Source organism: Nostoc sp. DedSLP04, from assembly GCF_034530775.1.
Lineage (GTDB): Bacteria > Cyanobacteriota > Cyanobacteriia > Cyanobacteriales > Nostocaceae > Nostoc.
Genome location: NZ_JAVRCL010000034.1, coordinates 13,853 through 27,096, shown reverse-complemented (window position 1 = coordinate 27,096; position 13,244 = coordinate 13,853). Strand labels below are relative to the sequence as shown.

Sequence of the window (13,244 nt, the reverse complement as noted above, 5' to 3'; positions counted from 1 at the left end):
ATGAATATTCAACGTTGGATTGCGCGACGAGAACCGAATTGGCAGCGTTTGGATGCCCTATTAAGGCAGATAGAAAAAAAAGGGTTAAAGTCCCTACGAGCAGCAGAAATTAGAGAGTTAGCGAGTTTGTATCGTTCCCTAGCGGCAGATTTAGCGCGTGCCCGCACTCAGCAAATCGGCAATACTTTAATCCAAAGTTTACAATCTTTAACAACTCGTGCTTACACGCAGATTTACCAAGGTTCGCGGCGGCAGGAATGGCAGGCAATCTTAGAATTTTATCGTTGGGGATTACCATCTGTAGTCCAGAAATCATTTGTATATATTGCTATGGCAACGGCGCTATTTCTACTAGGCGCACTAGTGGCTTGGTGGTATTCTTGGCAAAACCCCAGCTTTATGCCTTTGATTGTACCTGAAAGCTTGATTACCAAAGTGCGAGATGAGCATAAATTATGGATGGGTTCAATTGTTGGTGTTGAACCTTTGGCATCCAGCGGCATCGCAATCAATAATTTGTCGGTATCTTTTGGGGCTGTTGCTGGTGGTATGACAGGTGGAGCATACACAGCCTATTTGATGGTATTTAATGGTTTATTAATTGGTGCTGTTAGTACTTTAGTCGGTCAAAATAATCTGGCTTATCCTTTTTGGGCCTTTGTATTTCCGCATGGTTCCTTAGAATTACCTGCAATCTTTTTTGCTGGGGGTGCGGGATTTTTATTAGCAAAAGCAATTTTATTTCCTGGTAAATATCGCCGTGGAGATGCACTGAAATTTTATGGATATCAAGCGGTGCAGCTAGTATTTGGGATTGTACCAATGTTGATTATTGCTGGTGCGATCGAAGGCTTTTTCTCCCCTAATCCCAGCGTATCTGAGCCGATTAAATATTTGGCAGGAATAGGATTATTTATACTTTTGGTAATGTATTGTAGCCGCAAGCAAACATAAAATAATTTAGATAGCGGCTGATTGGGAAATTGAAAAAATCTTTTACAATAAGGTAAATACAAACTATGTAAATAAATCATCATAAATTGAAGCTAGGATAATCATGGTACAAACATCAAATAAAAGATTGACTCTAGAAGAGTTTCTCGTACTACCAGAAACTAAACCGTATTCTGAATACATTGACGGTCAAATCATTCCCAAACCTATGCCTCAAGGAAAACATAGTACTATTCAAGGAGAACTCTGTCCCACAATCAATTCTGTTGTCAAAGTACAAAAAATGAGTTGGGCTTTTCCAGAATTACGTTGCACTTTTGGAGGACGTTCTATAGTTCCCGATGTCGCTGTATTCTCTTGGGCAAGGCTTCCTGTAGACGAGAATGGTGATATTGCCAATACATTTGCCGCAGCACCCGACTGGATAATCGAAATTCTTTCCCCCGAACAAAGCCATACAAAAGTTACAAAAAAAATCTTACACGCTCTCAATCACGGAACTCAAATGGGTTGGTTAATTGACCCTGATGAGCGCTTCATTGCTGCTTATCCTGCAAGACAACAACCTTTACCTTTTGAGGAAGTTGAATCTGTTTTGCCAGTGCCAGAGTTCTGTCAGGGGTTACAGTTGACGGTAGGTGATATTTTTGGATGGTTAAAGGTGACTGCATAACAAATATTCTGTTCAACCTAACTTACTATTTTTACACTGAAAATATATATGCCAAAACGCATCATCACCGAACTATCTGATGAGCAAGAGGCAATGCTTCCCATTTATAGAGATAAGTGGCGATCGATACAAATATCAACTGAATCAATTGAGCAAGCAAAAGCGATAGCAGTAATCAAAGCTGCTTATGCGGTGAGTGATTATCCCGAACCTAAGATATTATTCTATAGCAGTCCGATGACGGCAATTGAGAATATTCTTACTATTGAGAACTTTAAGGCATATCTAAGGCGCGATATCCACATCAAATTCCTTAAAAGAGTAGTAGATCACCTTTTACATGGAATAAGGCAACAACTTGACGAGCATCTCTTTATTAGGTTACGGAATCAAGTTCAACACCCTGAATTTCCGTACTACTCAACTCATAGTCATCCACTAGTTTCATACTTTCCGTATACAGGAAGATGTCTTGAACATCAACTAATTGCCGATCTTGATAAGCTGAAACTTGAATTTAGGGATTACCAAGAAATAAATTATCCAATCTTGTGGGGTGGGCGTCTCGCCCGCCCAAGGCTTGGGGCGGACAAGATGTCCACCCCACAAGAAAAATTGTATGTTTTTTTATTTGGAAGTCCCTTACTGATATTTCATACTTTACAAACAACTTGACTAGACCAGCAGAATGGGCAATTTTGGGTTGTATGTTAGCTTTTTGTATCTCAGTTCTTAACCTTCAACACGACAAGAAAAAATGGAATGTACTTCAAGAATTGATTCAACATTGTGGTTAAATATTCCAATTTGAAAAGGTTTGTATAGTCTGCGATCGCCCTTGCAAGTTGTCTTTTGACGAAGAAAATATGCTTCATGCTGACGAGGAAGCTGCTCTTCAATTTGCTGACGGCTATAGTGTTTATGCTTGCCACGGAAAACATCCTTCTCAAGAAGAGCAATATTATCAGCAGCAAGATCCTGAGTCTGTTTAGATGTGCAATTCTAGAGACTCACCGATAAATATCTGTGTTTATCTCTTTTTTACTGAAGTGAAAATTTTGAGATTGCGTGATTTACTCAATTTTAATTATTTAAATTAAAATTTAAATTTTTATTAATTTTTAATCAAATAATTTAGTCAATCAAAATCAATAAGCAAAAATCTTTTAATTCAATATTTAAACATATCTTAATTTATTGCTTATCAATTGTTAAATAAGGTTTAACCATACAAAATGTAGCCTGTTTAAGACTGGAATTACAGCAGTAAAATATTCCTTTAATCAGAGGTAATATGATTTTTTCGACCGCCATATTGAATCGTGTCGTTGCTACTTCAATGGTGACAACTTCTGTTGCACTTAGTCCATTTTTTGGTGCGATCGCACAAGCTGAAACTCTCAATGGTGCAGGAGCAACTTTCCCAGCTCCGCTTTACGAACGCTATGCTCGTGAAGTGAAGAAGAAATATCCAGACTTGAAAATTAACTACCAAGCAATTGGTAGTGGTGGTGGTATTCGTCAAGTCATCGCTGGAACCGTTGACTTTGGTGGTAGTGATGCTGCAATGAAAGATGATGAAATTGCTAAAGTCAAGAATGGTGCAATTTTAGTACCTACAGCAGGCGGTGCTGTTTCTGTTGTTTACAATCTTCCAGGCGTTAACAATCTCAAATTATCCCGCGCTACACTACCAGCAATTTATTCAGGTCAAATTACCAAATGGAATGACGCGAAAATTAAAGCTGATAATCCAGGCGCTAATCTACCAAATCAAACAATTAAATTTGCTGTTCGTGCCGATGGTAGCGGTACAACTTTCATTTTTACAAATCACTTAAGTGCCATCAGCGGTTATTTTAAAGGCAGAGTTGGAACTAACACTGCTCCAAAATGGAATCTGCCAAACGTCCTCAAAGGCAAAGGAAATCCAGGTGTAGCTGCTATAGTAGCTCGGACTCCTGGTTCTATTGGTTATGTAGAATATAGCTACGCTGTCAAAAATAATCTGAAATCAGCACTGGTACAAAATAAGAACGGAGAATTTGTTGCTCCTTCTTTAGAATCTGCAAATGCAGCTTTATCAACTGTCACTTTTCCAAACAACTACCGCGTTTTTATAGGAGATCCAGGACAAGGTTATCCCATTGTCGGTCTTACTTGGATGATGGTTTACAAACAGTATGCTAATGCTGCTAAAGCTGATGCAATTAAGAAATGGATTAATTGGGTATTGAAAGACGGTCAACAGTATAACGACGATCTGAACTACACCAAAATTCCATCTGATGTAGCAAATCGAGTGCTTCAGACAGTGAATAGCTCTGTCAAGCCTTAATTTGTAATTTTTAGAAATTATGTACAAGAGATTTCCCAATTCCCTTAAAAAGGGAAGGATGCTTTGAATATAGCAATCCTAAATGAGATTGTGAAAACTTTTGTTATGGTCGTCCTTGCTCATTTGTCCTTTGTAATTGCAAATAACAAAGGACAAATGATTAATGACGAATGACAGACTGAGTTAATAACTCGCTCTAATAGTAAGAAAAAACTATTTTATTGATTTGTAATGGCAAATTTATTAGAGAAATCAAATCTAGGTGATGAAAATTTCAATCTAACTACTACTAGCGGCACAAATTTCTGGTTTGACCAAGGTTTTACACGGCTAGTATACTTTTTTGCTGTGATTACTGTTGCAATACTATTGTTAATGAGTTGGGTAATTTTACACGAAGCTCTACTAGCCATTAAGCAGTTTGGAATGGGGTTTTTGTGGGGACAAGATTGGGATACAGGTAATCAGATTTTTGGTGCATTACCCTATATTTATGGAACTTTAGTAAGTAGTGCGATCGCTATTTTATTCGCTGTCCCTGTGGGAATTGCAGTAGCCTTGGTCACAAGTGAAAATTTTTTACCTACATCGCTGCGAATCACCCTAGCATTTGTTGTTGAATTAATTGCTGCAATTCCTAGTGTAATTATTGGTTTATGGGCGATTTTTGTCTTTATTCCAGTTCTAGAACCTCTACAAAAGTGGTTAGCCAGTACTTTTAAATGGATACCACTGTTTAATACAGAAGATCCTTCTGGGACTAATATGTTGACTGCTGGAATTATTCTCGCCATCATGATTTTGCCCACAATGGCAGCAATTAGTCGTGATGTCTTAATAGCTATCCCTAAAGAATTACGTAGTGCATCTATGGCTTTGGGTGGCACTCGTTGGGAAACAATTTTTCGAGTCTTGCTACCATCTGGATTTTCTGGAATAGTAAGTGCAGCAATGCTTGCTTTAGGACGAGCTTTGGGTGAAACAATGGCCGTTACTATGGTGATTGGTAACTCTGCTCAAATCAGCGCTTCTTTACTCGATCCAGCTTATACAATTCCCTCTGTATTAGCTAATGAATTTGCCGAAGCTGAACCGGGTTTGCATATAGGTGCTTTAAGCTATTTAGCATTGATTTTGTTTGGGTTGACTTTAGCTGTAAATATTGGCGCTGTCATCTTAGTGAAGTGGGTTGGCAGAAAAAATAAATAACACTATCTTATTTTTAAATTCCTACAAATACCTCAGTTAACAAGACGTTTATCAATCAAACTTTGTCAAATTCATGAGTAGTTACATTCAATCAAAAAAAGATGAATTTTTGGCGGCAGAATTATGCAGTCCTCTGCCAAGAAAGCGGGTAATATTTACCTATGCAATGAATGCGATCGCCTTTGGTCTTACAGGTCTAGTACTCATTCCTTTATTATCAATTTTGTGGGAAATTTTGATCCGGGGAATATCTGGACTCAAATCAGAAATGTTTGTCAAAGCAGTTATTGATAATGGCTTTGGCAATGCTATCTTGGGAACCATAATTATGGTGGTAATTGGTGCTATTTTAAGCATTCCCACAGGAATCATGACAGGAATTTTCTTAGCAGAATTTAGTCAAACTAATCCAGTTGCTAGTATTGTTCGCTTTGTCACCAGCATTCTTACAGGCGTACCTTCAATTGTTGTCGGCGTGTTTGCTTATGGTGTAATAGTTTTGGTCACTAAAGGATTTAGTGCGATCGCAGGTGGTTTTGCTTTAGCCGTGATTATGCTACCTGTAATTATACTGACAACAGAAGAATCCTTAAAACTGATTCCTACATCTCAACGCCTCGCCTCTGCTGCTTTAGGTGGAACTCGCTTCCAAACTACTTTTCGCATTGTTGTAACTACTGCAATCCCCGGAATTACTACAGGTATTTTATTAGCTGTAGCTCGTGCGGCTGGTGAAACAGCACCTTTAATTTTTACCGCTTTATTTAGTTTAGATTGGTCAGAAGGATTGTTAAGTCCTACAGCTTCTTTACCAGTATTGATTTTTAACCTCTACAACGACCCCGACCCACAGAAAAGTCAATTGGTCTGGACTACTTCTATAGTTCTACTCGGCTTAATTTTATCTGTTAGTATTCTTTCTCGCTTAGTTATTAGGCAAAGAAAAATCAAATGAGAATTCTATAATATTTATCCTGGTTCCTGAATCCTATTTTTATCAATTTTTCTTTCGCACCTTGGGCAAGCATGAGTAACCTAATTCCAGCTATCAAAGTTAAAAATATCAGCTTTTACTATGGGACAACAAAAGCTATTGAAAAGGTATCAATAGATATTTATCAGAACCAAGTAACTGCAATTATTGGCCCTAGTGGTTGTGGTAAATCTACCTTCATCAAAATTCTTAATCGCATTAGCGAATTAGAAGGGCCTGTCAAAGTTGAAGGAGATGTAGAATTTTTTGGTCAGAATATTTATGATCGTCGTGTCAACATCAATCGGTTACGCCGCCAAATTGGTATGGTGTTTCAAAAACCGAATCCTTTTGGGATCAGTATTTATGAAAATGTTGCCTACGGGATGAGAATAGCAGGTAGGCATTCAAAATTAGAATTAGATGAAATTGTCGAATCTGCACTTCACAGCGCTGCTCTTTGGGATGAAGTCAAAGATAAGCTCGATAAATCAGCTTTAGGGCTTTCTGGCGGTCAGCAACAAAGATTATGTATTGCCCGTGCCTTAGCAGTCAAGCCAAAAGTTTTGCTAATGGATGAGCCTTGCTCGGCTCTTGACCCCATCGCCACCATGAAAGTTGAGGAACTACTTCATAGCTTACAGTCTGAGTTGACAATTGCGATCGTTACCCATAATATGCAGCAAGCCGCTCGTGTTTCTGATTTTACGGCTTTCTTTAGCACCGATGAAAGTCGGATTGGTCAAATGGTTGAATTTGGCGCTACAGAGCAAATATTTAACAATCCACTCGATCCTCGCACCCGCGACTACATTTCAGGGCGTTTCGGTTAAGGTACGTTCTAGCGTGACTTATTGATTTTTGTCGAGCTATCTTGCACTAAAAGATACTTATAAAGTGTAGTTGAAAAAAGTTACTAATTTATTTTTATAAATAAATTAACTTCTTACTACCCATGAGGAGTATATAATATTCGTATTTTGATTTCTACATAGCTATTTTAAATCGAACCAGACCTAATCCTTGTTCAATAGTTAAGGTGTGAAAGGTGGGTATAAAAAGTTTGTAAAAGATAAATTTTGAGGCATAACTTTAATATAAGTATCGACTAACAGTTTATCTGCTGTATAGCTACTGTATGGCTACGTAATTTCCATGAATATCTTCTTTTGGGGGTAACATAGTGAAACAGCGGTGCTAATTTGTACTACTTTACCTAGTCAGGTTTTGTTTCAGACGTTTTAGGAATATGAGTAAACTAATTCCAGCCATCAGAGTCAAAAACTTCAGCTTCTCTTACGACACTCAAAAGATAGTTGAAGGCGTGTCAATGGATATTTACCAAAACAAAGTCACGGCAATTATTGGTTCTAGTGGTTGTGGGAAGTCTACTTTTCTTAAATCGTTAAATCGCATGAGTGAATTAGAGGCAGAAGTAAGGGTTGAAGGAAAAGTAGAATTTTTTGGGCAGAGTATTTATGAGCGTCGCGTTAACATCAATCGCTTACGCCGCCAAGTTAGTATGGTTTTTCCCAAGCCAAATCTTTTTCCCATGAGCGTTTACGATAATGTTGCTTATGGGGTGAAGTTAGTTGGATGGCATCCGAAAGTAGAATTAGATGGAATTGTTGAATCTGCCATCAAAGCTGCCGAACTTTGGGATGAAGTGAAAAATAAACTACACAAATCTGCTTTAGAGCTTTCTGGCGGTCAACAACAAAGATTATGTATTGCCCGTGCTTTAGCGGTCAAACCTAACGTTTTGTTGATGGATGAGCCTTGTTCAGGTCTCGATCCTATGGGTAGTATGAAAATCGAGAATTTAATCCATAACTTGCGTTCTGAGTTGACAATTGTGATTGTTACTCACAATATGCAGCAAGTTACTCGCCTATCTGATTTTACGGCTTTCTTTCATAGTAATGAAAATCGTATTACTCAAATGGTTGAATTTGGTACTACAAATAAAATATTTACTAACCCTGTGGATTTTCGCACCCGCGACTACATTTTCGCCCGCGTCAGTTAAAGCGTTTCACTCTAGCGATTTAGAAGTATATGACATAGTGCAAGTGGAAATTAAGATTGAATTTAATTTCTGCTTGCTTTGAGTTTTTCTTGTCTTAGGCAATGCAGACTGATATTGACAGTCTGTTTTTATACTCTATATTTAGAGGAAAGTATCTTCTCTAAACCACCTAAATCATAAAATGAAATGTCCTCGGTGCGAATCTACTTCATATCGTAAAAATGGTCGTCGGAATGACAAGCAGAATTACCTCTGCAAAAATTGTGGTAAACAATTCCTAGAATCTGCATTCTCTCGTTCCTTAGAAACTGACTTGCTTGCTAACAGCAACGGATATACTAAAGTATCTACGGCTGAAACGACAGAACTTTCTTTATTAAAAAACCTGCCCGAAGAAGAAATCACAGAAAAAAGCCTTAGCTCTTTTAGTTTGACATTAGCTGAACAACTGCTGCAAACAATATTATCGCCTAGTTGGTTAGAATCTGCTGCTTTGAGCCAATTTATCCAAAAAATTCAACCAAAAGCTGAAATAAAATATCAATTAGATACAGGAATATCACTTCTACTTTTGGATGCAGAAAACTTAAAATTAGATATTAATTCAGAATTATTTTTAGCTAGTGTCTGTAAGTATCCTCTCCAATTTAAAATGGCATTTGCTAACTGGAAAAATCCAAGTATTGGAAAGCAAGATATTGAACTATATAACCGTGGCTATCAACTTGTCCATGTGCCAGAAGGTAAGGATAGTGCTGATGCAAAAATGATTGCTTTCGGTGCTTGTATTGTACGTTCTTATCCAACCGTTAAAGAAATATTAGTCTGTTCTAGCGATGGGATTTTAAGTCACCTCTGTAATGAACTCCAAAACCAAGGATTAATTGTCTATTGGGTACGTAGACAAGGGCAAACTTTGCATATAGAAAACCGGAATACTGGCAAATTCACTCATTATTCTTTAGCAATGGCAACAGAAGTTCCATCTTTAGAAAAAGTGGTTGAGCAAATTCAAGATTTAATTAAAAATGAACAAGATTCAATCAATACTCGATTACACAGGTTAACAACGATTGCAAGTTTGTTTCAAGAAAGATCCAATATCAATAATAAATCTCATCATAAGCAACCAGAAATTGAAGAAATTACCCCTATTATAAATAATTTATCTGCACAATTAATTCAAGAAGATCCTGCGAAAATCCCTAATGAAAAAACATTAGATAAATTATTATTAAAAATTATTCAAGATATACAAACAAAGTCTCCCCAAACTCAAGTGTCTGTGTCCAAACTAGGCTCAGAGTTACGGAGAATAACCGGAGAATCTCCTAATTCAATTATTAAAAAATTAAAGTTAGGTTCCAATTTTACCAAATATCTAAAATCATCTCCCACGTTTACATTAAAAATGAATGGCAAGGAATATGAGGTAATGCCGCTATTCTCCGAATAGATACTTTTAAGATGTCTACGTATAACCTGAGCCTATAATTCAGTATTATGTACAAAGATGTAAAGAAATGTAAATAATACGATGCAGAATAAAGTTGTTGTTATTGTCGGAGCTACTGGTGGTATTGGTTCAGCTTTAACACAAAAACTTGCGCCTACCGGAGTCCGGTTGGTACTGGCTGCGAGAGATACAGTTCGTTTAACCACATTGGCTGCTGATTTACCAGGACAAGTTTTGACTGTTCCCACCGATATTACTGACCCACAGCAGGTAGATACTTTGATAGAAAAGACCATCGCTGAGTTTGGTCAAATTGATATTTTAGTGAATGCAGCTGGTGCTGGTATACTCAAGCCCTACAACAGCCTAGAACCTGCTGATTTAGACAAGATGTTAGATGTCAACTTAAAAGGTAGCTTTTACACCACTCAGGCGGCTGCTGAAGAGATGCAAAAGCGCAAGTCTGGTCACATCTGTAATATCGTTGGAATTCTGGGCAAGCATTCGATGGGGATGGCAGCGGCTTATTCGGCTTCTAAGTTTGGTGTTGTCGGTTTTAGCAAGTGCATGGCAGAAGAACTCAAGCGTTTTGGTATCAAGTTCACGCTATTCTACTTTGGTGGGGTAGATTCTCCTTTTTGGGATAACGTCAACCTAAAAGTAGACCGAAAAAAAATGCTTAGTCCTGAAACTGCTGCCAATGCGATTTTCTTTGCTCTTTCTGCCGAACCGCAGGCTGTGCCAATGGAAATTAACATTCAACCTGATAGTCATTTATTCTTTTAAAGGGGGAGTATGCTTACATAATTCTTGCTTAGGAAAGAAGTGAAAATCTAGCAAAAAAGGCAAAATTTACAGATATATAAACTGTTATGCTTGATTTTCAATATTTATGAAAATTGATCGCGTTCATTTCTATGTAGAAGACGCCAAAGTTTGGCGAGATTGGTTTGTACGCCATCTTGGTTTTCAAGCAGTAACCAACGATCGCATCAGTTCATTTCACACTTGTACAGAAGTGGTAAAAAGTGGTACTGTTTGCTTTTTTCTGTCTTCACCACTGTTACCCACAAGTCCAGTAGCTGAATTTCTGCGTCACTATCCACCTGGTGTGGCAGATGTCGCTTTTGCTGTCGAAGATGTCGAAGGCGCGATCGCACTAGCTCAAATGCACGGTGCTACAATCCTACAACCCATCCAGGAACGCCAGGTAGGTACGGCGTTCATCAAATGTGGCAAAATTGCCGCCTGGGGTGGATTGACTCATACGTTGATAGAAAGGTTATTTGCCGATAACCATCCGTCATTGGTTTTTGACAAAGGACAAATGGCAAATGACAACACTATTACTGCCATAGATCACATAGTGCTAAACGTGGCTGTTGGTGAATTAGATCGTGCCGTCGCTTGGTACGAAAATATCTTAGATTTTCAACCCCAGCAAACATTTAAAATTAAAACCAATCACTCTGCTTTACACAGCCAGGTGATGGTTTCGCGTAACGGTAGCGTTCAATTGCCAATTAATGAACCGGCTTCCAAGAATTCTCAAATTCAGGAATTTCTAGATGTCAATCGGGGGCCAGGAATTCAACATATTGCCTTGCGGACGACTAATCTTGTGAGTGCGATCGCGAAATTTCGTGCCAGTGGTTTATCCTTACTCTCGGTTCCCCAAACCTACTATTCACAACTAAAACAGCGACCAGGACTCACGCTATCACCTCTAGAATTAGAAGCGATCGCTCAACAGGAAATTCTCGTGGACTGGCAAGAATATACTCCTTTAGACGGAGGAAATACTGCACCCTTATTACTACAAATTTTCACCCAGCCCATTTTTGAACAGCCGACATTTTTCTTTGAGTTTATTGAACGTCGTTACCAAGCTCAAGGTTTTGGCGAAGGTAATTTTCGCGCCTTATTTGAAGCCATTGAAAGCGAACAAATTAAACGCGGTACGCTGCAATGAGGTAATTGTCGATACTTTCTTAAAAATAGTTTACAAAAAACCTTTAGCTAGACTTGATACCCTCAAAAAATAGCCATACATCTGAGATAAACTTAATAAAAATTAACTTTTACCGCCGATGCTAAGACTTATTACTGACTTCGACGGCCCAATTATTGATGTTTCCGAACGGTACTACCGTGTTTATCAATTCTGCTTAGATAAAACCCGTCGCCCAGATCAAGTAGTGCAAGAACTTCCGAAAGCGGAATTTTGGCAGTTAAAGCGATCGCGTGTTCCCGAAAAACAAATCGCCTTAAATTCCGGGTTAGACGAAGCCCAAGCCCAAGAATTTGCCCAGCTGCGACGACAAACTGTGCATACAGAACCCTACTTTGACTATGACACCCTCGCGCCTGGTGCTGTGGATGCACTGCTAAAAATTCAACAAGCTGGAATTGATTTAGCAGTTATGACCATGCGCCGATTTCGGGAACTAGATTATGCCTTCCAAAAACACGATTTAGGGAGATTTTTCCCAGAAAATCGTTGTTTTTGCTTGACTAACGACTACGTTAAAACTCGCGATATTGAAGATAAGCCCTTGTTGATGGCTAGGGCTTTAGAAGAACTGCCCCCCGCAGCTGATACCTGGATGGTAGGCGATACGGAAGCCGACATCACCGCTGCGAAAAATTATGGTATTAAGGTAATGGCTGTGGAATCCGGGATTCGCGATCGCACCCAATTAGAACTTTACCACCCCGACTTAATTGTTCAGGATTTTAGCGCTGCTGTAGATTTAGTTCTAAAAGCTAAACACCTTGTCTAAAAAGCTCTGTACCTACAACAGATTCAATTAATCAGCATTCGGGTTGCAAATTAAAATAGGAGTCAGAATACTTATTCTGACTCCTGACTTTTTATCTTAGAAGAACACACATAAACCATGTCTTCTTTATCGAAACCTACTTACGGCAGTGGTTTAACGTAGAAAACTACTAACTAACCACAACAATATAAACGTCACTACAGTAGAGAACTGATTCGTTTCCAGATTGATAAATGATATTTGTGGTAAAAGCCAGCTAGCAACTAGTCCCCCAACGATTAGGCCAATTATTAAACTGACCAGGGTGAACAAAACTGCTCGGCCAAATTTGCCTTCCTTGCGATTAAGAAAGTAAATACTAGTGCCTACGCCAACCACCAATGCTAACTGCAAAACCTGATCGCCTCCCTCTGGATAGAACAGGCTAATAGAACTCAAACCGAGAAACCAAGCTCCTGGTAAGAGTATATCCGCAGGTGTTGGCTGATCCAGCATCCGTTGCAGCCATGCGGGTGACTGCTCGCGAGGGGTTGGACTTTCTTTAGGAGGCGATGGCACTCGCAACTCTGGAAACCGTATCCGCTCAGGGACTTTGATTTTACCTTCCTGGCGCATCCGTAAGCGATCCATTAAAATCGCATCGTAAGCCGCCTCAATCACTTCTAAATGCTTGGCGTCGCCATTATGTTGATCGAATAGGCGATTACGAGCATCCTGAATTTCATCGAAGCTAGCCTCTTCTGATACCCCAAGTTTTTCGTAGGGATTTTGATCGCTCATGGGAGTTTGTTACTTCAGCCTCAATCAGCGGCAGTCTTTTATCGAATAA

At 38.8% G+C, this 13,244-nt stretch carries 14 protein-coding genes; 13 read left to right on the top strand and 1 reads right to left on the bottom strand.

The features are described from left to right. The 13 genes from RMX89_RS19780 to RMX89_RS19720 all read left to right on the top strand — a co-directional run bounded on the left by RMX89_RS19780 (window position 1) and on the right by RMX89_RS19720 (window position 12,415). A complete protein-coding gene (locus RMX89_RS19780) occupies window positions 1-954 on the top strand; it encodes a stage II sporulation protein M (RefSeq protein WP_322690131.1) in 954 nt (317 codons plus the stop codon). A gap of 103 nt (window positions 955-1,057) precedes the next feature. Further along, window positions 1,058-1,627, top strand: a complete 570-nt coding sequence (locus RMX89_RS19775; RefSeq protein WP_322690130.1) for a Uma2 family endonuclease — start codon at window positions 1,058-1,060, stop codon at window positions 1,625-1,627. Between the two features lie 48 nt (window positions 1,628-1,675). Next, window positions 1,676-2,302 carry a hypothetical protein gene (locus tag RMX89_RS19770; protein WP_322690129.1) on the top strand — a complete coding sequence of 209 codons (627 nt, stop codon included), beginning with the start codon at window positions 1,676-1,678 and terminating at the stop codon, window positions 2,300-2,302. Between the two features lie 122 nt (window positions 2,303-2,424). Next, complete coding sequence (locus RMX89_RS19765) at window positions 2,425-2,619, top strand: DUF6745 domain-containing protein (RefSeq protein WP_322690167.1); 195 nt, start codon at window positions 2,425-2,427, stop codon at window positions 2,617-2,619. Between the two features lie 302 nt (window positions 2,620-2,921). Then, on the top strand, window positions 2,922-3,965 hold the full coding sequence (gene pstS / locus RMX89_RS19760) for a phosphate ABC transporter substrate-binding protein PstS (RefSeq protein ID WP_322669958.1): 1,044 nt from the start codon (window positions 2,922-2,924) through the stop codon (window positions 3,963-3,965). A gap of 231 nt (window positions 3,966-4,196) precedes the next feature. Next, on the top strand, window positions 4,197-5,174 hold the full coding sequence (gene pstC / locus RMX89_RS19755) for a phosphate ABC transporter permease subunit PstC (protein ID WP_322690128.1): 978 nt from the start codon (window positions 4,197-4,199) through the stop codon (window positions 5,172-5,174). Window positions 5,175-5,247: 73 nt separating this feature from the next. Beyond that, window positions 5,248-6,129 carry a phosphate ABC transporter permease PstA gene (gene pstA, locus RMX89_RS19750; protein ID WP_322690127.1) on the top strand — a complete coding sequence of 294 codons (882 nt, stop codon included), beginning with the start codon at window positions 5,248-5,250 and terminating at the stop codon, window positions 6,127-6,129. Between the two features lie 71 nt (window positions 6,130-6,200). Next, window positions 6,201-6,980, top strand: a complete 780-nt coding sequence (pstB, locus tag RMX89_RS19745; RefSeq protein WP_322669961.1) for a phosphate ABC transporter ATP-binding protein PstB — start codon at window positions 6,201-6,203, stop codon at window positions 6,978-6,980. Between the two features lie 416 nt (window positions 6,981-7,396). After that, window positions 7,397-8,176, top strand: a complete 780-nt coding sequence (locus RMX89_RS19740; protein WP_322669962.1) for a phosphate ABC transporter ATP-binding protein — start codon at window positions 7,397-7,399, stop codon at window positions 8,174-8,176. A gap of 181 nt (window positions 8,177-8,357) precedes the next feature. Next, window positions 8,358-9,632 carry a transposase-like zinc-binding domain-containing protein gene (locus RMX89_RS19735; protein WP_322690126.1) on the top strand — a complete coding sequence of 425 codons (1,275 nt, stop codon included), beginning with the start codon at window positions 8,358-8,360 and terminating at the stop codon, window positions 9,630-9,632. Window positions 9,633-9,713: 81 nt separating this feature from the next. Further along, window positions 9,714-10,418, top strand: a complete 705-nt coding sequence (locus RMX89_RS19730; RefSeq protein ID WP_322682449.1) for an SDR family oxidoreductase — start codon at window positions 9,714-9,716, stop codon at window positions 10,416-10,418. A gap of 106 nt (window positions 10,419-10,524) precedes the next feature. Beyond that, window positions 10,525-11,604: a 4-hydroxyphenylpyruvate dioxygenase gene (gene hppD / locus RMX89_RS19725; protein WP_322690125.1), complete on the top strand. Its 1,080-nt coding sequence runs from the start codon at window positions 10,525-10,527 to the stop codon at window positions 11,602-11,604. A gap of 118 nt (window positions 11,605-11,722) precedes the next feature. Further along, entirely contained in the window at window positions 11,723-12,415 is a 693-nt protein-coding gene (locus tag RMX89_RS19720) for an HAD family hydrolase (protein ID WP_322669966.1), read from the top strand. A 153-nt stretch (window positions 12,416-12,568) separates the two neighbouring features. Here RMX89_RS19720 and RMX89_RS19715 read toward each other — a convergent pair whose 3' ends face one another. Continuing rightward, window positions 12,569-13,195 (bottom strand): CPP1-like family protein, encoded by a 627-nt coding sequence (locus RMX89_RS19715; RefSeq protein WP_322669967.1) that lies wholly within the window; start codon window positions 13,193-13,195, stop codon window positions 12,569-12,571. Between the last annotated feature and the right edge of the window lie 49 nt (window positions 13,196-13,244).